The organism is Pseudomonas sp. Z1-12 (assembly GCF_051132015.1).
Classification (GTDB): domain Bacteria; phylum Pseudomonadota; class Gammaproteobacteria; order Pseudomonadales; family Pseudomonadaceae; genus Aquipseudomonas; species Aquipseudomonas zanjanensis.
In genome coordinates, this window is sequence record NZ_CP071647.1 from 1,758,650 (window position 1) to 1,778,795 (window position 20,146).

General features: G+C 61.7%; 20 protein-coding genes. All 20 read left to right on the forward strand.

Annotated elements, in window-relative coordinates:
• The first annotated feature begins 2 nt into the window (after positions 1-2).
• The 20 genes from J3P85_RS07860 (at position 3) to J3P85_RS07955 (ending at position 20,145) form a co-directional block, all read left to right on the forward strand.
• Complete coding sequence (locus J3P85_RS07860; protein WP_434705394.1) at positions 3-1,709, forward strand: ATP-binding SpoIIE family protein phosphatase; 1,707 nt, start codon at positions 3-5, stop codon at positions 1,707-1,709.
• Between the two features lie 31 nt (positions 1,710-1,740).
• Complete coding sequence (locus J3P85_RS07865) at positions 1,741-2,085, forward strand: Hpt domain-containing protein (protein ID WP_186728619.1); 345 nt, start codon at positions 1,741-1,743, stop codon at positions 2,083-2,085.
• An 89-nt stretch (positions 2,086-2,174) separates the two neighbouring features.
• Positions 2,175-3,548, forward strand: a complete 1,374-nt coding sequence (locus J3P85_RS07870; protein ID WP_434705395.1) for a flagellar hook-length control protein FliK — start codon at positions 2,175-2,177, stop codon at positions 3,546-3,548.
• Between the two features lie 229 nt (positions 3,549-3,777).
• Positions 3,778-4,284, forward strand: coding sequence for a flagellar basal body-associated protein FliL (gene fliL / locus J3P85_RS07875; protein WP_186704674.1), 507 nt, complete (start codon positions 3,778-3,780; stop codon positions 4,282-4,284).
• A gap of 9 nt (positions 4,285-4,293) precedes the next feature.
• Positions 4,294-5,262: a flagellar motor switch protein FliM gene (fliM, locus tag J3P85_RS07880; protein ID WP_186704675.1), complete on the forward strand. Its 969-nt coding sequence runs from the start codon at positions 4,294-4,296 to the stop codon at positions 5,260-5,262.
• Between the two features lie 59 nt (positions 5,263-5,321).
• On the forward strand, positions 5,322-5,780 hold the full coding sequence (fliN, locus tag J3P85_RS07885) for a flagellar motor switch protein FliN (RefSeq protein ID WP_053120289.1): 459 nt from the start codon (positions 5,322-5,324) through the stop codon (positions 5,778-5,780).
• Positions 5,781-6,218, forward strand: a complete 438-nt coding sequence (gene fliO / locus J3P85_RS07890) for a flagellar biosynthetic protein FliO (protein ID WP_411386820.1) — start codon at positions 5,781-5,783, stop codon at positions 6,216-6,218.
• Positions 6,218-6,967: a flagellar type III secretion system pore protein FliP gene (gene fliP, locus J3P85_RS07895; RefSeq protein WP_186704677.1), complete on the forward strand. Its 750-nt coding sequence runs from the start codon at positions 6,218-6,220 to the stop codon at positions 6,965-6,967. Before fliO ends, fliP begins: the two co-directional genes overlap by 1 nt.
• 23 nt (positions 6,968-6,990) lie before the next feature.
• The gene (gene fliQ, locus J3P85_RS07900; protein WP_434705397.1) at positions 6,991-7,260 is read left to right on the forward strand and encodes a flagellar biosynthesis protein FliQ; all 270 of its coding nucleotides are present in this window, start codon (positions 6,991-6,993) and stop codon (positions 7,258-7,260) included.
• Positions 7,261-7,264: 4 nt separating this feature from the next.
• On the forward strand, positions 7,265-8,047 hold the full coding sequence (fliR, locus tag J3P85_RS07905) for a flagellar biosynthetic protein FliR (protein ID WP_434705399.1): 783 nt from the start codon (positions 7,265-7,267) through the stop codon (positions 8,045-8,047).
• Positions 8,048-8,050: 3 nt separating this feature from the next.
• Positions 8,051-9,187, forward strand: a complete 1,137-nt coding sequence (gene flhB, locus J3P85_RS07910; protein WP_207966029.1) for a flagellar biosynthesis protein FlhB — start codon at positions 8,051-8,053, stop codon at positions 9,185-9,187.
• Positions 9,188-9,417: 230 nt separating this feature from the next.
• Entirely contained in the window at positions 9,418-11,547 is a 2,130-nt protein-coding gene (flhA, locus tag J3P85_RS07915) for a flagellar biosynthesis protein FlhA (RefSeq protein WP_186704681.1), read from the forward strand.
• An 11-nt stretch (positions 11,548-11,558) separates the two neighbouring features.
• Entirely contained in the window at positions 11,559-12,908 is a 1,350-nt protein-coding gene (flhF, locus tag J3P85_RS07920; RefSeq protein WP_434705400.1) for a flagellar biosynthesis protein FlhF, read from the forward strand.
• A gap of 115 nt (positions 12,909-13,023) precedes the next feature.
• Positions 13,024-13,854, forward strand: a complete 831-nt coding sequence (gene fleN / locus J3P85_RS07925; protein WP_003184001.1) for a flagellar synthesis regulator FleN — start codon at positions 13,024-13,026, stop codon at positions 13,852-13,854.
• Positions 13,851-14,594, forward strand: a complete 744-nt coding sequence (fliA, locus tag J3P85_RS07930; RefSeq protein WP_014337177.1) for an RNA polymerase sigma factor FliA — start codon at positions 13,851-13,853, stop codon at positions 14,592-14,594. The genes fleN and fliA overlap by 4 nt, the downstream gene beginning before the upstream one ends.
• A 166-nt stretch (positions 14,595-14,760) precedes the next feature.
• Positions 14,761-15,132 (forward strand): chemotaxis response regulator CheY, encoded by a 372-nt coding sequence (locus J3P85_RS07935; protein ID WP_064378627.1) that lies wholly within the window; start codon positions 14,761-14,763, stop codon positions 15,130-15,132.
• An 18-nt stretch (positions 15,133-15,150) separates the two neighbouring features.
• Positions 15,151-15,936, forward strand: a complete 786-nt coding sequence (locus J3P85_RS07940) for a protein phosphatase CheZ (RefSeq protein ID WP_434705401.1) — start codon at positions 15,151-15,153, stop codon at positions 15,934-15,936.
• A 28-nt stretch (positions 15,937-15,964) separates the two neighbouring features.
• A complete protein-coding gene (locus J3P85_RS07945; RefSeq protein WP_434705402.1) occupies positions 15,965-18,223 on the forward strand; it encodes a chemotaxis protein CheA in 2,259 nt (752 codons plus the stop codon).
• Between the two features lie 48 nt (positions 18,224-18,271).
• The gene (locus J3P85_RS07950) at positions 18,272-19,405 is read left to right on the forward strand and encodes a protein-glutamate methylesterase/protein-glutamine glutaminase (protein ID WP_434705403.1); all 1,134 of its coding nucleotides are present in this window, start codon (positions 18,272-18,274) and stop codon (positions 19,403-19,405) included.
• Positions 19,405-20,145: a flagellar motor protein gene (locus tag J3P85_RS07955; RefSeq protein WP_186728626.1), complete on the forward strand. Its 741-nt coding sequence runs from the start codon at positions 19,405-19,407 to the stop codon at positions 20,143-20,145. Before J3P85_RS07950 ends, J3P85_RS07955 begins: the two co-directional genes overlap by 1 nt.
• Position 20,146: the final 1 nt, after the last annotated feature.

Sequence of the window (20,146 nt, forward strand, 5' to 3'; positions counted from 1 at the left end):
CCATGCAATCGTCGTCGGAGCCACTGACGGTCCTGATTGCCGAAGACAGCGCCGCTGATCGACTGCTGCTGTCGACCATTGTCCGCCGCCAGGGCCATCATGTGCTCACGGCGGCCGATGGCGCCGAAGCGGTCGATGTCTATCTGGAACAGCGTCCGCACCTGGTGCTGATGGACGCGATGATGCCGGTGATGGACGGCTTCGAAGCTGCGCAGAAAATCAAACAGTTGGCCGGGGACCAATTGGTCCCGATCATTTTCCTCACCTCGCTGACTGAGAGCGAAGCCCTGGCCCGTTGCCTGGAAGCAGGTGGCGACGATTTCCTGGCCAAACCCTACAACCAAGTGATCCTGACGGCCAAGATCAAGGCCATGGACCGCTTGCGCCGGTTGCAGGCCACGGTGGTGGAACAGCGCGACCAGATCGCCCGGCACCATGATTATCTGCTCAACGAACAACGGGTCGCCAAGGCCGTGTTCGACAAGATCGCCCACTCCGGTTGCCTGAGCGCGCCGAACATCCGTTATTTGCAATCACCCTACGCCTTGTTCAACGGCGACCTGCTGCTGGCCGCGTTCAACCCGGCCGGCGACATGCACATCCTGTTGGGGGATTTCACCGGGCACGGCTTGCCGGCGGCGGTCGGCGCGATGCCCCTGGCGGAGGTGTTCTACGGGATGACGGCCAAGGGCTATGGGCTGGCGCAAATCCTGCGGGAGATGAATGCCAAGCTCAAACGCATCCTGCCAGTGGATATGTTCTGCTGCGCGACGCTGTTATGCCTGAGCTTCCAGCGCTGTACGGTGGAGATCTGGAACGGCGGCATGCCCGATGGTTACCTGCATGACAGCCTCAGCGGCGTGCGCACGCCTTTGCCGGCGCGGCACTTGCCATTGGGCGTGCTCACCCCGCAGTTGTTCGACGACCGCACCGAAGTGCACCCGATGTCGCTGGGGGATCGGGTATTCCTGCTGTCCGATGGCGTCATCGAGACCAGTGACCGCGACGACCAGCCGTTTGGCGTGGAGCGGTTGCAGCAGGTGTTTTCGGCCAACCGTGAGCCCGACCTTCTTTTTGAGGATATCCAGCAGGCGCTGCTGGATTTTCGTGGTGAGGCCCGTGACGATTTCAGCATGGTCGAGGTGCGGCTGGTCGCTCCGACGCAACTCAATCCGCCACCACCAGTCTATTCCGATAGCGGCCAGTCCAGCCCGCTGGATTGGTCGGTGAGCTTCGAGTTCCGTGCGCAGACGCTCAAGCGCTTCAACCCGATGCCCTACCTGTTGCAATTGCTGCTGGAGGTACATGGGCTCAGGGCGCAGAGTGGCGCCCTTTACAGCGTCATGTCGGAGCTCTACTCCAATGCCCTGGATCACGGGGTGCTGGGCCTCGATTCGAGTCTCAAGCGTGATGCGGCGGGTTTCGCCCGCTACTACAGGGAGCGCAATACGCGCCTGGATGAGTTGAGTGACGGTTACGTGCGGGTACACTTGCACGTTTCGCCAAACGGCGAGGGCGGTCGCCTGGCGATCGAAGTCGAAGACAGTGGCGAAGGGTTCGATGTCGCCCGGGTGCTGGCACGGCCCGTGGACAGCGATCGGTTGTCGGGGCGCGGCGTGAGCCTGGTTCGCCAACTGAGCTACCAGGCCAGTTGGTCAGACGATGGTCGTAGTGCGCGCGTGGAGTTTTTCTGGGAGGCTCTGGCATAATTGGGGCCATTCTTGATCAGGGAGCGAACAAGTGAACGAGATTCATCTGGACCGCGACGTGCTTAGCACGTTGAAGGAAGTCATGGAAGAGGGGTATCCGGAGTTGCTGGATACGTTTCTCAACGACTCCGAGGCTCGCCTGCGCGTGCTGCACGAGGCACGGGACGCTGAAAAACTGAGCGCCACCGCCCACAGCTTCAAGGGCAGCAGCAGCAACATGGGCGCCATTCGCCTGGCCGAGTTGTGCGGCGAGCTGGAACAGCGTGCCAAGCAGCCGTCATTGGGCGGCATCGAAAACCTGGTCAACGAAATCGACAGCGAATTCGCCCATGTCCGCAAGCTGTGCCGGGAAGAGCGTGAAGGCTTCCACTGCTGAGATTTGACGGTCGGGTAAAACGTTGGCCCGTGCCTTGCATTGGCTAGTCTCGACTGTACCTATGATCCCAGTGCAGCGGAGACTTTTTTATGCCCGTCACCCCTAATTCATTGCTTCAGGCCTCCGTCCAGGCCAAGCCCCAGGCCGCCGTCAATTCACCGGCAGCGGCCCCGGACCTCGGGGATAGAGCCTCCAGCTTCGCTCAAGTCTTCGCCAAGCAGGCGCCTGCCAAAGCCGCGGCGGCCCCTGAGCCCGTGGTGAAACCGGCGCGCGACAAGGCCGCTGACAACACCGTCAAAAAAGACGCCGGCAACGAAACCCCTGCCGCCCCGGAACCGACGGTTGCCGATAGCGGCAAACCCTTGCCCGCGGACAAACCCGCCAGCACCGACGACAAAGCGGCTAGCGATAACGATGCCGACGCGGCTCAAGCGCCGGTGGCGGATGCGGCACCGGTCGATCCGAGCCTCGACCCAGGCGCGCTGACGGACATGGCGGTGCCGGTCGCGACAGCCCCGGCCGAACCTGCCCCCGTGGTGGTCACGGCTGAGGCTCAGGTAACGACCGCGGTCGCGGCACCGGTTGTCCCATTGGCCGCACCGGCCCAACCTGCGGTTCCGGTCGTCGATCCAGCTTTCGACCCACAAGCCGATCCCCTCGACGCATTGCCCGCCTTGCGCTTGGCGATGGAGCAGAGCGGTCATGTTTCCGCCAGCAGCCAGGCGCAGCCCAAGAGCGCTGCCCCGGCGTCGCTCGACGGCGAGCCGACTTCGGCGCAGACCTTCGCCGCCGGCATGGCCAGCATGCTCGGCGTGCAAGCCGACCAGAACAGCACCGAGTCCGGCAGCCAGGGTGGCGACAAGGCCTTTGGCGGCTTGATCAGCGAGGGTCTCAAGGACTTGAGCGCCGCGTCCAGTGACACTCGCGTAGACGATTTCGCCAACCGCCTGGCTGCACTGACCCAGGCCGCCACGCCCAAAACCGCCAACGCGGTGCCGATCAACCAACCTATCGCGATGAACCAGAGCGGTTGGACCGAAGAGGTGGTGAACCGGGTGATGTACCTGTCCAGCGTCAATCTCAAGGCGGCCGACATCCAATTGCAGCCCGCCGAACTCGGGCGCCTGGATATCAGGGTGAACATGGTGCCGGACCAGCAGACCCAGGTCACCTTCATGAGCGCCCACTCCGGCGTTCGCGAAGCCCTCGAAGGCCAGATGCATCGCCTGCGGGACAGTTTTGCCCAGCAGGGCATGGGCCAGGTCGACGTCAGCGTGTCGGACCAATCCCGTGGTTCGCAGAACCAGGAGCAGCAAGCCCAGCAGCAAGCCCGGGCGGGGCGTTCGACCTCTTCCGGTGGACCGGTGGATGCCGGGGATGAAGCCACTGCGGCCAGCATCGCTGAAGTGGCCGCCAGCACGACCAGCGTCATTGGCACCAGCGCGGTCGACTACTACGCCTGATCTTTTGATGCCCTCTGTGGGAGCGAGCTTGCTCGCGATAGCGGATGGTCAGTCACCCTTGCAGGGGCTGGCCCGCCGCTATCGCGAGCAGGCTCGCTCCCACATTGGTTTTCATGGGTTCTGTAGATCGCATCTGCCCGTCATCCTGAGTACCGACACTTCTGGCATAACACTTGCTCCAGCCTTGCCGTGCAACAGTGAAAACCCCGATTAGTGACGGATTATTGGCATGGCGAAGAGCGAAGCAGCAGCTGTAAAAGACCCTGCAACCAAAGGCAAACTCAAGCTGATCATCATGATCGTGGTGGGTTTGCTCCTGGCGATCGGCGTGTCCGTGGGAGCAACCTGGTATTTCATGCACAGCGCTCAAAGCAAGCCGGCGGCGGCAGCGGCCGAAGTCGCGCCAGTGGGCAAGCAGCCGGCGATTTTCGAACCGATGGCACCGGCCTTCGTGGCCAACTACACCGTGAACGGTCGCCAACGCTACATGCAGGTCAGCATCACTTTGCAGGGTCGCAACCAGGCTGACCTGGAAGCGCTTCGGGTGCACATGCCGCTGATTCGCAACAACTTGGTGATGCTGTTTTCCGGACAGAGTTTCGACACCCTGGCCACCCCCGTCGGCCAGGAAATGCTGCGCCAGAAAGCCACGGCCAGCGTGCAGGAAGTGGCTCAGAAAGAGCTCGGCAAAGTGGTGATCGAACAGTTGCTCTTCACTAACTTCGTATTGCAGTAGGAACACGACATGGCCGTGCAGGACCTGCTGTCCCAGGACGAAATCGATGCGCTGTTGCATGGTGTCGACGACGGTCTGGTACAGACCGAAAACGCTGCTGAACCGGGCAGCGTCAAAAGCTACGACCTGACCAGCCAGGATCGCATCGTTCGCGGACGCATGCCGACCCTGGAAATGATCAACGAGCGTTTCGCCCGGTACACCCGCATCAGTATGTTCAACATGCTGCGTCGCTCGGCCGATGTGGCCGTGGGTGGCGTGCAGGTGATGAAGTTCGGCGAGTACGTGCATTCCCTGTACGTGCCCACCAGCCTCAACCTGGTGAAGATCAAGCCGTTGCGCGGCACCGCGTTGTTCATCCTCGACGCCAAGCTGGTGTTCAAGCTGGTGGACAACTTCTTCGGCGGCGACGGTCGTCACGCCAAGATCGAAGGTCGCGAATTCACCCCGACCGAGCTGCGAGTGGTGCGCATGGTGCTGGAGCAGGCCTTCATCGATTTGAAGGAAGCCTGGCAGGCGATCATGGAAGTGAACTTCGAGTACATCAACTCGGAAGTGAACCCGGCCATGGCCAACATCGTGGGGCCGAGCGAAGCCATCGTGGTCTCGACCTTCCACATCGAACTCGATGGCGGTGGCGGCGACCTGCACGTGACCATGCCGTATTCGATGATCGAGCCGGTGCGGGAAATGCTCGACGCCGGTTTCCAGTCGGACCTCGACGACCAGGACGAACGCTGGATCAACGCCTTGCGCCAGGACGTGCTCGACGTCGATGTGCCGATCGGCGCGACGGTCGCCCGGCGCCAACTGCGCCTGCGGGACATTTTGCACATGCAGCCGGGTGACATCATTCCGGTCGAGATGCCCGACGAAATGATCATGCGCGCCAATGGCGTACCGGCCTTCAAGGTCAAGATGGGCTCTCACAAAGGCAACCTGGCGTTGCAGGTGATCGAGCCGATCGAACGCCGCTGAGCGGTGTCGAATTTTTAAGTTTGCGTTTCTAACTGATTTTTGCCCGCCGAGGACAAATGATGGCTAACGATATGAACACCCAGGATGACCAGGCGCTGGCCGACGAATGGGCCGCGGCCCTGGAAGAAACCGGCGATGCCGGGCAGGCTGACATCGATGCCTTGCTGGCCGCCGATAGCGGTAACCACGGCTCCAACCGCCTGCCGATGGAAGAGTTTGGCAGCGTACCCAAGAGCAATGAACAGGTGACGCTGGACGGGCCTAACCTGGACGTGATCCTCGACATTCCGGTGTCCATCTCCATGGAAGTGGGCAGCACCGATATCAATATCCGCAACCTGTTGCAGCTCAACCAGGGCTCGGTGATCGAGCTGGACCGCCTGGCCGGCGAGCCGCTCGACGTGCTGGTCAACGGCACCTTGATCGCCCATGGCGAAGTGGTGGTGGTCAACGAGAAGTTCGGCATTCGCCTGACGGACGTGATCAGCCCGAGCGAACGCATCAAGAAGTTGCGCTGAGTGAAAGGTTTTCTCGCCGCAGCGTCGATGCTGCCCTTGAGTGTGCTGGCGGCCGAACCGGTTGCCACGGCGGCCGTTGCGCCGGCGTCGGGCACGGGTATCGCCGGGCAACTGGCGCAACTGGTGCTTGGCTTGCTGCTGGTGCTGGGCTTGATCTTCTTTCTCGCCTGGTTGTTGCGGCGCGTGCAACAGGCGGGGCCGGCGGGCAAGGGCCAGGTCATCGACATCGTCGGTTCCCGTGCGCTCGGGCCGCGCGACCGGCTGGTGCTGGTGCAGGTCGGCAACGAGCAGATCCTGCTGGGCCTGAGCCCGGGCACCATCACTGCGTTGCACGTCCTCAAGGAGCCGGTACAGGTACCCTCCACCGAGTCGGCCAGCCCCGAATTTGCCCAGCGCCTCATGGAGCTGCTGGGGAAAGACCAGAAGGATAAAAAGTAATGCCGTTGCGCATTCTGTTGGCATTGGCCCTGATGCTGGCCGCACCGTTGGCGTTCGCCGCGGACCCGCTGTCGATCCCGGCGATCACCCTGGGAACCAACGCCGAAGGGGCCCAGGAATATTCGGTCAGCTTGCAGATCTTGCTGATCATGACCGCGCTGAGTTTCATTCCGGCGTTCGTCATGCTGATGACCAGCTTCACCCGGATCATCATTGTCTTTTCGATCCTGCGCCAGGCCCTGGGCCTGCAACAGACCCCCTCGAACCAGATCCTCACCGGCATGGCGCTGTTCCTGACCATGTTCATCATGGCGCCCGTGTTCGACCGGGTGAACCGGGATGCGCTGCAGCCTTACCTGGCGGAACAGCTCAGCGCCCAGGATGCCGTGGCCAAGGCCCAGGTGCCGATCAAGGACTTCATGCTGGCCCAGACTCGCAGCAGCGACTTGGAATTGTTCATGCGCCTGTCCAAGCGCACCGACATCCCGAGTGCCGACCAGGCACCGCTGACCATCCTGGTGCCGGCGTTCGTGACGTCCGAGCTGAAGACCGCGTTCCAGATCGGTTTCATGATTTTCATCCCGTTCCTGATCATCGACCTGGTGGTCGCCAGCGTACTGATGGCCATGGGTATGATGATGCTCTCGCCGCTGATCATTTCCCTGCCGTTCAAGATCATGCTGTTCGTATTGGTGGATGGCTGGGCGCTGATCATCGGTACCCTGGCGGGCAGTTTCGGCGGTGTTTAGGCCTCTTGTGCGGGTAGGACGATATGACGCCTGAAGTAGCGGTAGACCTGTTTCGTGAAGCGCTCTGGCTGACGGCTTCGATGGTTGCGATCCTAGTGATCCCCAGCCTGGTGGTGGGCTTGCTGGTGGCGATGTTCCAGGCCGCGACCCAGATCAACGAACAGACCTTGAGCTTCCTGCCGCGCCTGCTGGTGATGCTGGTGACGTTGATCGTCGCCGGCCCCTGGATGGTACAAACCTTCATGGAATACATCCTGCAGTTGTACGGCAGTATTCCGCAGTTGATCGGCTGACCCCATGTCGATGCTCGAGCTGACGGACACCCAGATCAGCACGTGGGTGGCATCGTTCATCCTGCCGCTGTTTCGCGTCACCGCGGTGCTGATGAGCATGCCGATCTTCGGCACGACACTGGTGCCGGCTCGGGTGCGCTTGTACTTCGCCCTGGCGATCACGGTGGTTATCGCGCCCGGGCTGCCACCGATGCCGCCGGTCAATGCCCTGGACCTCAGCGCGCTGATGCTGGTGGCCGAGCAGATTCTCATCGGTGCCTTGATGGGGTTCTCGCTGCAGCTGTTCTTCCAGGCCTTTGTGGTGGCCGGGCAAATCATTTCGATCCAGATGGGCATGGCCTTCGCGTCCATGATCGACCCCACCAACGGCGTCAACACCGCGGTGATCGGCCAGCTCCTGACGATGCTGGTGACACTGCTCTTCCTCGCCATGAACGGGCATCTGGTGGTGTTCGAGGTCTTGACCGAGAGCTTTACCACCATGCCGGTGGGCAGTGCGTTCCTGATCAATCACTTCTGGGAAATTGCTGGCAAGCTCGGCTGGGTCATGGGCGCCGCGATGGTGCTGGTATTGCCGGCGATCACCGCGTTGCTGGTGGTCAACATCGCGTTTGGCGTGATGACCCGAGCGGCGCCGCAATTGAATATTTTCTCCATTGGCTTTCCGATGACCCTGGTGTTGGGAATGGTGATCTTCTGGGTCAGCCTGGGGGATATCCTCAACCAGTATCAGCCGCTGGCCACTCAGGCCTTGCAGCTTTTACGTGACATGGCACAGGCGCGCTGAACCATGGCCGAGAGCGAGAGTGGTCAGGACAAGACAGAAGACCCCACGGAAAAGCGCCTGCGCGAATCCCGTGAAAAGGGCGAGATCGCCCGCTCCAAGGAACTCAATACGCTGGCGGTGATGCTGGCCGGGGCGGGTGGGTTGTTGATTTATGGCGGCGGGTTGGCCTTGGACCTGCTGGAAATCATGCGCCTGAATTTCTCCCTGCCGCGCGAAGTACTGCTCTCTCCGGGGTCCATGGCCCAGCATCTGCTGCACTCGGGCAAGATCGCGATCCTGGCGGTGCAGCCGATCCTGATCTGCCTGTTGCTGGCTGCGGTGATCGGCCCGATATCCCTGGGCGGCTGGCTGTTCGCCGCCGGAAGCCTGGCCCCCAAGTTCAGCCGGATGAACCCGGCCGCCGGCCTCAAGCGCATGTTTTCCACCACGGCGCTGATGGAGTTGCTCAAGGCATTCGGGAAGTTCCTGCTGGTTCTGTTCGTTGCGCTGACGGTGTTGCAGGCCGACATCGACGATCTGCTGCGCATCGCTCACGAACCGCTGGAACAGGCCATTATCCACAGCGTGCAATTAGTCGGCTGGAGCACATTGTGGATGGCCTGCGGCTTGATCCTGATTGCTGCCATCGACGTACCGATCCAGCTCTATCAGAGCAAGCAAAAGCTGTTGATGACCAAGCAGGAAGTGCGCGACGAGCACAAGGACGCGGAAGGCAAGCCGGAGGTCAAGCAACGGATCCGCCAGTTGCAACGCGAGGTCTCCCAGCGGCGGATGATGGCGGCGATTCCCGACGCCGACGTGGTCATCACCAACCCGACGCACTACGCCGTCGCCCTCAAGTACGACCCCGAAAAAGGCAACGCTCCCGTGTTGCTGGCCAAGGGCAGTGACTTCCTGGCGCTGAAGATCCGTGAGATCGCCGTGGCCAATGAAGTGATGCTGCTCGAATCCCCGGCGTTGGCGCGATCAATCTACTACTCCACCGAACTCGACCAGGAAATCCCGGGGGGGCTGTATTTGGCTGTTGCGCAGGTATTGGCCTACGTCTACCAGATCCGCCAGCACCGCGCCGGCAAGGGCAAGCGTCCCGAACCGCTCAAGGATTTGCCTATTCCGCCGGATTTGCGGCGGGATTCCTGACCTGCGACGCGTGAAACCTGTGGGAGCGAGCTTGCTCGCGATAGCGGTCTTCCAGTCAACGTTTGCACAGACTGACCCATCGCCATCGCGAGCAAGCTCGCTCCCACAGGGTTGGATGTGCGTCAGCCGCTCTATTCCAGCCTCCGACAAAAGTTGGAAGGCTTCTTGCAATACCCCGTCTGCGCCCCTCCGGGCGTCAAAAGTTTGCTTCACAGGAACGGGGAATTTTGGTGGATCGCTCTCAGTTACTCAGCTCTGCACGCAGCAATGTCGTAGACCTCAGCCGGGGTAATCTGGGCGTGCCGCTGTTGCTGCTGGTCATGCTCGCCATGATGATGCTGCCGGTGCCGCCGTTCCTGCTGGACGTGTTCTTCACGTTCAACATCGCCCTGTCGATCGTGGTGCTGCTGGTGTGCGTCTACGCCCTGCGGCCGCTGGATTTCGCGGTGTTCCCGACCATCCTGCTGGTGGCCACGCTGTTGCGCCTGGCGCTGAACGTGGCGTCCACCCGGGTGGTGATGATTCATGGCCAAGAAGGCCACGCCGCCGCCGGTAAGGTGATCCAGGCCTTCGGCGAGGTGGTGATCGGCGGTAACTATGTGGTCGGTATCGTGGTTTTTGCGATCTTGATGATCATCAACTTCGTCGTGGTGACCAAGGGTGCCGGGCGGATTTCCGAGGTGAGCGCACGTTTCACCCTCGATGCGATGCCCGGCAAGCAAATGGCGATCGACGCCGACCTCAACGCCGGCCTGATCGACCAGAGCCAGGCCAAGCTGCGTCGCCTGGAAGTTGCCCAGGAAGCCGAGTTCTACGGCTCCATGGACGGTGCCAGCAAATTCGTGCGCGGTGACGCCATCGCCGGCCTGTTGATTCTGTTCATCAACCTGATCGGCGGCATGGCCGTCGGTATCTTCCAGCATGGCATGACCTTCGGTGACGCCGGCAAGGTCTACGCCTTGTTGACCATCGGTGACGGTTTGGTGGCGCAATTGCCATCACTGCTGTTATCCACAGCCGCCGCGATCATGGTGACCCGTGCTTCGGGCTCCGAAGACATGGGCAAGCAGATCAGTCGCCAAATGTTCGCCTCGCCCAAGGCCCTGGCTGTTGCCGCCGGCCTGATGGCGGTGATGGGCCTGGTGCCTGGCATGCCGCATTTTTCCTTCCTGAGCATGGCGGCCCTGGCGGCTGGCGGTGCCTACCTGTTCTGGAAGAAGCAGAACGTGCAGAAAGTCCAGGCCCTGCAAGAGGTCAAGCGCCAGCAGGAACTGCTGCCGTCGCCGGCCCGCGCCATGGAAACCAAGGAGCTGGGCTGGGATGACGTGACGCCGATCGACATGATCGGCCTGGAAGTCGGTTATCGCCTGATTCCGTTGGTCGACCGCAACCAGGGTGGCCAGTTGCTCGCGCGGATCAAGGGGGTGCGCAAGAAGCTCTCCCAGGACCTGGGCTTCCTGATGCCCACCGTGCACATCCGCGACAACCTCGACCTGGCGCCGAGCGCCTATCGCCTGACACTGATGGGCGTGATCCTGGCCGAAGCCGAGATCTACCCCGACCGCGAGCTGGCGATCAACCCTGGCCAGGTCTACGGCAGCCTCAACGGCATCACCGCCAAGGATCCGGCTTTTGGCCTGGAGGCGGTGTGGATCGAAATCAGTCAGCGGGCCCAGGCCCAGTCCCTCGGCTACACCGTGGTGGACGCCAGTACCGTGGTGGCGACCCACTTGAACCAGATTCTGTACAAGCACTCCAGCGAGTTGATTGGCCACGAAGAAGTCCAGCAACTCCTGCAAGTACTGGCCAAAGGCTCGCCGAAGCTGGCTGAAGAGTTGGTGCCGGGCGTGGTTTCGTTGTCGCAGTTGCTCAAGGTCCTGCAAGCGTTGTTGGCCGAGCAAGTGCCTGTGCGCGACATACGCAGTATTGCCGAAGCCATCGCCAACAACGCGTCCAAGAGTCAAGATACCGCCGCCCTGGTGGCCGCGGTTCGGGTCGGCGTATCCCGTGCAATCGTCCAAAGCATTGTAGGCACTGAGTCTGAGCTGCCTGTTATCACCTTGGAGCCAAGGTTGGAACAGATATTGCTCAATAGTCTGCAGAAGGCAGGACAAGGCTCGGAAGAGGGTGTTCTGCTGGAGCCAAGCATGGCCGAGAAGCTGCAGCGTTCGCTGATCGAGGCAGCCCAGCGGCAAGAGATGCAAGGCCAACCGGTGATCCTGCTGGTGGCCGGTCCGATTCGCGCGATGCTCTCGCGATTCGGACGCCTCGCGGTCCCGGGGCTGCATGTGCTGGCGTACCAGGAAATACCGGACAACAAGCAAGTGACCATCGTTGCGACAGTAGGGCCCAACGGCTGAGGTAGTGGTTTATGCAAGTGAAGCGTTTTTTCGCCGCAGACATGCGTCAGGCCATGAAACTGGTTCGTGACGAGCTGGGCGCTGAAGCAGCCATCATTGGCAACCGTCGTATCGCCGGCGGTGTCGAGCTGACGGCGGCCCTGGATTACAAATTGTCGGCGCTGGCGCCACGGGTTCCGAACATGGAACTTGAAGATGAGCTGCGCAAGACTCAATCGCGCATCGCCAGCGCCCAGGCCGAACTGAGCCTGCGCAGCAGCGAAGGCGAAGGCGCGCCGGGCACCAATCGTCAATTGTTCGCCGGTCAGCCACTGACCGCCGGCCTGCCGTTGACCGCTGCCGAACCGCTGATGGAACAGGTCCAGGCCGAACCGCGTCGTCCAGAGCCGGCACCTGCCGCGCCAGCCCGTGGGGTTGACCCGCGCGCCCTGGACTCGATGCGCTTCGAGCTCAACAGCCTGCGCGAGCTGATGGAAGTCCAGCTCGGCTCCCTGGCCTGGAACCAGCTGCAAGGCAGCCGTCCGGCCCAGGCCAACCTGTGGCGTCGCCTGCAACGCATCGGCCTGTCCGGCCCGTTGTCCCGCGACCTGCTGGCGCTGATCAATGGTATCGAAGAGCCGCGCCAGGCCTGGCGCATGTTGCTGGCGCACCTGGCACGCATGATTGCCACGCCGGAAGTCGAGCCGCTGGAAGAGGGCGGGGTCATTGCCATGGTCGGTCCTGCCGGCATGGGCAAGACCACCACCCTGGCCAAGCTCGCCGCCCGTTATGTACTCAAGTACGGTGCCCAGAGCATCGCCCTGGTAAGCATGGACAGTTTCCGCATCGGTGCCCAGGAACAACTCAAGACCCTGGGCCGGATCCTCAATGTGTCGGTGACCCATGTGGATCCGGGCCAATCCCTGGCCCAGGCGCTGGAGCCGCTGCTGCGCAAACGCGTCGTGCTGATCGATACCGCCGGCCTGCAAGCCAGCGATCCGGCCCTGCGCATGCAGCTCGAAAGCCTGGCCGGACGCGGTATCAAGTCAAAAAATTATCTCGTGTTGGCAACCACCAGCCAAAAACAGGTTCTAACCGCCGCATATCACAGCTACAAACGCTGCGGGCTGGCCGGCTGCATCCTGACTAAGCTGGACGAAACGGCAAGCCTGGGCGAGGTGTTGAGCCTGGCGATCGGTCATGAACTGCCGGTGGCCTACCTGACCGATGGGCCGCGGATCCCGGATGATTTGCATCTGCCGCGCCGTCATCAACTGGTCAGTCGTGCCGTAAGTGTGCAAATGCAGGAAGAACCCAGCGAAGAAGCCATGGCTGACATGTTCGCTGACATCTACCACAGCCCGACCAAGCAGGTCGGCTGAGGTAATCATGAATATTTTTTGTACCTACATCGATGGTCTGCCATGCATTGTTCCGTATGCGAACGCGCAGCCAGTAATGTGGCCTCCGTCTAAGAAGACAAGGTAAAGAACGAACATGGGCAGCATGCATCCCGTACAGGTGATCGCGGTGACCGGCGGCAAAGGTGGCGTCGGGAAGACTAACGTGTCAGTGAACTTGTCCCTGGCTCTGGCAGAGCTTGGCCGACGGGTCATGCTGCTGGACGCCGACCTGGGCCTGGCGAACGTCGACGTGTTGCTGGGGCTTACCCCCAAACGCACCCTGGCGGACGTGATCGAAGGCCGTTGCGAACTGCGCGACGTGCTGTTGCAGGGGCCGGGCGGGATTCGCATCGTGCCGGCTGCCTCCGGCACCCAGAGCATGGTTCACCTGACCCCGGCGCAGCACGCGGGCCTGATCCAGGCGTTCAGCGACATCGGCGACAACCTCGATGTGCTGGTGATCGACACCGCGGCCGGCATCGGCGACTCGGTCGTCAGTTTCGTGCGCGCCGCCCAGGAAGTGCTGCTGGTGGTCTGCGACGAACCGACGTCCATCACCGACGCCTATGCCCTGATCAAACTGCTTAACCGCGACTATGGCATGAACCGCTTCCGCGTCCTGGCCAACATGGCCCAGAGCCCGCAGGAAGGACGCAACCTGTTCGCCAAGTTGACGAAGGTCACCGATCGCTTCCTGGACGTCGCCCTACAATACGTCGGTGCAGTGCCTTACGACGAAAGCGTGCGCAAGGCCGTCCAGAAGCAACGTGCCGTTTATGAAGCCTTTCCACGTTCCAAATGCGCGCTGGCGTTCAAGGCGATCGCCCAGAAGGTCGATACCTGGCCGCTGCCGGCCAACCCCCGCGGGCATCTGGAGTTTTTCGTCGAGCGTCTTGTGCAACAAACAGCAGGGCCCGTGTTATGACAGCCAGCGGTTACAACCATCTCTACAAAAAATCGGCACGGGACGCCCAATACGAATTGATCGAGCGTTATGCGCCACTGGTCAAGCGTATTGCCTATCACTTGCTGGCGCGGTTGCCGGCCAGTGTCCAGGTCGAGGACTTGATCCAGGCCGGCATGATCGGCCTGCTTGAAGTGTCGAACAAATACGACGCCAGCAAGGGCGCCAGTTTCGAGACCTATGCCGGTATTCGCATTCGTGGGGCGATGCTCGATGAAGTCCGCAAGGGCGATTGGGCGCCGCGTTCGGTGCACCGCAATACCCGCATGGTCAGTGACGCGATTCGGGCAATCGAAGCTAAAACTGGGCGTGACGCTAAAGATCACGAGGTTGCGGCCGAACTCCAGTTGAGTCTCGATGATTATTACGGGATTTTGAACGATACCTTGGGCAGTCGCCTGTTCAGCTTCGACGACCTCTTGCAGGACGGCGAGCACGAAGGGCTGCATGAGGATAACGCGAGTGCTCACATGGAGCCGTCACGTGACCTGGAAGATGAACGTTTCCAGAGCGCGCTGGCGGATGCGATTGCCAATTTGCCGGAACGTGAGCGACTGGTCTTGGCGCTGTACTACGACGAAGAGCTGAACCTCAAGGAAATCGGTGAGGTCCTGGGGGTCAGCGAATCTCGGGTCAGCCAGTTACACAGCCAGTGCGCGGCCCGCTTGCGGGGCCGTTTGGGGGAGTGGCGAGCGCGCTGACAGGCAGTGTGGGGACACTGCGAGCGGGACTGCATGGCGTTGCCGGGTCAGTTTCCATCCGTTGTGCTCCAGACCGTTGTCGAGTGTTGTGCCGGAATTGATTGAAATGGCGCGTCCAGGTGCTGGGCGCGTTTAAGACTGCTTGGAGGTCGAATTGGACAAGAACATGAAAATCCTCATCGTTGATGACTTCTCAACGATGCGGCGGATCATAAAAAACCTGTTGCGTGACCTTGGGTTCACCAACACGGTCGAGGCGGATGATGGCGTCACAGCCATTCCGGTCCTCAACAGCGGGAGCATCGACTTTCTGGTGACTGACTGGAACATGCCCGGCATGACCGGTATCGACTTGCTGCGCCATGTGCGCGCCGACGAAAAACTCAAGCACCTCCCGGTACTGATGGTGACTGCCGAAGCCAAGCGCGAGCAGATCATCGAAGCGGCCCAGGCCGGTGTAAACGGCTATGTGGTCAAGCCCTTCACGGCCCAGGCGTTGAAAGAGAAGATCGAAAAAATCTTCGAACGCATCGGTTAACTGCGCCACGGGGGAGCTATGGACAACGAATCTTCAATGGGCGATTTCGAATCGACCCTGAAAAAACATGCCCGCGAACTGGTCGACAGCCTTGAAAAAGGTCGCTTTGGCGATGCGGTTCAAATGATCCATGAGCTCAACCAGACCCGTGACCGTGGTCTGTATCAGGAAGTGGGCAAGCTCACGCGTGAACTGCACAGCGCGATTGTCAATTTCCAGATCGACCCGCACATGCCGCAGGCCGAGGAAGTCTCGCAGATCACCGACGCCACCGAGCGCCTGGGCTATGTGGTCAAGCTGACCGAGGCCGCGGCCAACCGCACCATGGACCTGGTGGAAAGCGCAACACCGCTGGTCAATGGCCTGAGTGAAGAGGCCCAGGCCTTGAGCACCGACTGGGGCCGGTTCATGCGTCGCGAAATCGGTGCTGAAGAATTTCGGGAGCTGGCCCGTCGGGTCGACGGTTTCCTGACGCGCAGCAGCAGCGAAAACCGCGCCGTGGCCAGCAACCTCAACGACATTCTGCTGGCCCAGGACTATCAAGACCTGACCGGCCAGGTGATCAAGCGTGTGACCCAACTGGTCACCGAAGTGGAAAGCAACCTGCTCAAACTGGTGCTGATGGCTAGCCAGGTCGACCGCTTTGCAGGCATCGAACACGACCGTGAAGCGATACTTGCTGAAAAAGATCCACAAAAACATCTCTCTCAGGGTGAAGGTCCGCAAATTCATGCCGATAAAAGAGAAGACGTTATGTCCGGTCAGGACGATGTGGACGATTTGCTGTCCAGCCTTGGATTTTGATTTAGCCCTATTTTAGGAGCAGCCATTAATGAGCTTCGGCGCCGATGAAGAGATCCTTCAGGATTTCCTGGTTGAGGCCGGCGAGATTCTAGAGCAACTGTCCGAACAGCTGGTCGAGCTGGAAAGCCGACCTGATGATGCGGATCTGCTCAATGCAATTTTTCGCGGTTTCCACACTGTAAAAGGAGGCGCCGGCTTCCTCCAGCTCAACGAGCTGGTGGAGTGCTGTCACATTGCCGAGAACGTGTTCGACATCCTGCGCAAGGGTGAGCGTCGCGTTGATTCGGAATTGATGGACGTGGTGCTCGAAGCGCTGGATGCGGTCAACAGCATGTTCAGCGAAGTGCGCGAGCGCTCGCCGATTACCCCGGCCACCCCCGAGCTGCTCGCCGCGCTGGCACGCCTGGCCGAGCCGCAATCGGCTGACGAAGCCGCGCCGGTTGCCGAGGCAGTGGTTGAAGAACCGGTCGCCGAAGAATCGGGCGACATCACCGATAATGAATTCGAACAGTTGCTGGACTCCCTGAGTGCCGTCAAGGCCCAGGCCGAGGCGCCGGCCGCTCAGGTTGCGCCGGCTGCACCAGCCAGCAATGGCGCTGGCAGCGACGAAATCACCGATGCCGAGTTCGAGTCGCTGCTCGACCAGCTTCACGGCAAGGGCCAGTTCGCGCCAGATGCCGTTGTCCCGCCAGCAGCCCCGGCCGCCCCGAAAGCGGCGGGCGACAGCTCGGACATCACCGACGACGAATTCGAAGCCTTGCTCGACCAGTTGCATGGCAAGGGCACCTTTGCCGTTGACGCCCTGGATTCGGCCATCGCTTCGGCACCGACGCCGGCCAAACCTGCTGCCGCTGCCGCAGGCAGCGACCTGATCAGCGACCACGAATTCGAATCGCTGCTCGATGAGCTGCACGGCAAGGGCAAGTTCAGCGAGGTCGGTACCGCTTCCGCCGCGCCTGCCGCCGCCACGACGGCCGCACCGGCGGCCAAGGCCGCGCCCAAACCCGCCGCCAAGGCACCGGAACCCAAGGCCGAGCCCGCCAAGCCTGCCGCTGCCGCCGCCCCGGCGCCAGCCCGTGCTCCAGCGGCCGCGCCAGCGGAAAAACCGGCCAGCGAAGCCGAGACCACCGTTCGGGTCGACACCGCGCGCCTGGACGAGATCATGAACATGGTCGGCGAACTGGTGCTGGTGCGTAACCGCCTGGTGCGCCTGGGCCTCAACAGCCAGGACGAAGCCATGTCCAAGGCCGTGTCGAACCTCGACGTGGTCACGGCGGACCTGCAGACCGCGGTCATGAAGACGCGGATGCAGCCGATCAAGAAAGTTTTCGGGCGCTTCCCGCGCCTGGTTCGCGACCTGGCTCGCCAGCTCAAGAAAGAAATCAACCTGGAACTGGTGGGTGAAGAGACCGACCTCGACAAGAACCTTGTCGAGGCCCTGGCCGACCCGCTGGTCCACTTGGTGCGCAACGCGGTCGACCACGGCATCGAGTCGCCGGAAGAACGCGAAGCCTCGGGCAAGGTCCGCAGCGGCAAGGTGATCCTGGCCGCCGAGCAGGAGGGCGACCACATCCTGCTGTCGATCTCCGATGACGGCAAAGGCATGGACCCGAACGTGCTGCGTGCCATCGCGGTGAAACGCGGTGTGATGGACAAGGATGCCGCCGACCGCCTCAGCGACACCGAGTGCTACAACCTGATCTTCGCCCCGGGCTTCTCGACCAAGACCGAGATCTCCGACGTGTCGGGCCGTGGCGTGGGCATGGACGTGGTGAAAACCAAGATTTCCCAGCTCAACGGTTCGATCAATATCTACTCGACCAAGGGCCAGGGCTCGAAGATCGTCATCAAGGTCCCGTTGACCCTGGCGATCATGCCGACGCTCATGGTGATGCTGGGCAACCAGGCCTTCGCCTTCCCGTTGGTCAACGTCAACGAGATTTTCCACCTCGACCTGTCGCGCACCAACGTGGTCGACGGCCAGGAAGTGGTCATCGTGCGGGACAAGGCGCTGCCGCTGTTCTACCTCAAGCGCTGGCTGGTCAGCTCCGCTGCTCACGTCGAGCAGGGCGAGGGCCACGTGGTGATCCTTTCGGTGGGCACCCAGCGGATCGGCTTTGTCGTCGACCAGTTGGTGGGCCAGGAAGAAGTGGTCATCAAGCCGTTGGGCAAGATGCTCCAGGGCACCCCGGGCATGTCCGGCGCCACCATCACCGGCGACGGCCGCATCGCGTTGATTCTCGATGTGCCGAGCATGCTCAAGCGTTACGCCGCCCGGCGTATTTGATTCTGGAGGGGCGTGGCCCAGGGCCGCGTCTCGTCTAACGGAGTGTTTATGGTAGTTAAAGTCCTGGTGGTGGACGATTCGGGGTTTTTCCGTCGCCGCGTCTCGGAAATTCTTTCAGCGGACACGAGTATTCAGGTCGTCGGTACCGCGACTAACGGCAAAGAGGCGATCGATCAGGCCCTGGCACTCAAGCCGGACGTGATCACCATGGACTACGAGATGCCGATGATGGACGGCATCACGGCCGTGCGGCATATCATGCAGCGCTGCCCGACCCCGGTCTTGATGTTCTCCTCCCTGACCCATGAAGGCGCCCGGGTGACCCTCGATGCGCTGGACGCCGGGGCGGTGGATTTCCTGCCGAAGAATTTCGAAGACATTTCGCGCAACCCGGACAAGGTCCGGCAGTTGCTGTGCGAAAAGGTCCACAGCATTTCCCGCAGCAATCGCCGTGTCAGTGCCTACAGCGCGCCGGCACCCGCCCCGGTGGCGGCGCCAAGCCCGGTGCCTGCGCCGACGGCTTCGAGCAGCTTCAATCCTGCACCGGTGCGTAGCGCCCCGGCACCTGCGCCGACGCGTTCGGCGCCTGCCAGTGCATCGTCGCCGGCACCCAAGCGCAAAGCCTACAAGCTGGTAGCGATCGGCACGTCCACCGGCGGCCCGGTGGCGCTGCAACGGGTCCTGACTCAGTTGCCCGCCAACTTCCCGGCCCCCATCGTGCTGATCCAGCACATGCCGGCGGCGTTCACCAAGGCATTTGCCGAGCGCTTGGACAAGCTGTGCAACATCAGCGTCAAGGAAGCCGAGGATGGCGACATCCTGCGTCCCGGCCTGGCGTTGCTGGCACCGGGTGGCAAGCAGATGATGATCGACGGCCGCGGCGCGGTGAAAATCCTGCCGGGCGATGAGCGTCTGAACTACAAGCCTTGTGTGGACATTACCTTCGGTTCCGCCGCCAAGTCCTACGGCGACAAAGTTTTGGCAGTGGTGCTGACCGGCATGGGCGCCGACGGTCGCGAAGGCGCGCGCCTGCTCAAGCAGGGCGGCAGTGCGATCTGGGCCCAGGACGAAGCCAGTTGCGTGATCTATGGCATGCCCATGGCGATCGTGAAAGCTGATCTTGCCGACGCGGTGTATGGATTGGATGACATCGGTCGACACCTGGTCGAGGCCTGCCTGTAATGGATGTGCTCAGCCTGATTGGCATCACCATGGCGTTCGTCGCCATCATTGGCGGCAATTACCTGGAAGGCGGTCATCTGGGCGCGCTGGCCAACGGTCCGGCGGCGTTGATCGTGATCGGCGGCACCATTGGCGCGGCGCTGTTGCAATCGCCCATGAGCGCTTTCAAGCGCGCCATGCAGGTGCTGATCTGGATTCTGTTCCCGCCCCGTGTCGACCTGGCCGGTGGCATCGACCGCGTGGTGAACTGGAGCCTGACCGCTCGCAAGGAAGGCTTGCTGGGCCTGGAAGGGGTGGCGGATGCCGAACCCGACAGCTACTCGCGCAAAGGCCTGCAATTGTTGGTGGACGGTGCCGAGCCGGAAGCCATCCGCAGCATCCTGGAGGTGGATTTCTACACCCAGGAAAGCCGCGACATCGAGGCGGCCAAGGTCTTCGAAAGCATGGGCGGCTACGCGCCGACCATTGGCATCATCGGTGCGGTGATGGGCCTGATCCATGTAATGGGCAACCTGGCCGATCCGTCGCAACTGGGCAGCGGCATCGCCGTGGCCTTCGTCGCGACGATCTACGGCGTGGCGAGCGCCAACCTGGTGTTGCTGCCAATTGCGGCCAAGCTCAAATCCATCGCGTTGCGCCAGTCGCGCTATCGCGAAATGCTGCTGGAAGGGATCCTGTCGATCGCCGAGGGTGAGAACCCGCGCTCCATTGAATTGAAGCTCCAGGGCTTCATGGACTGAT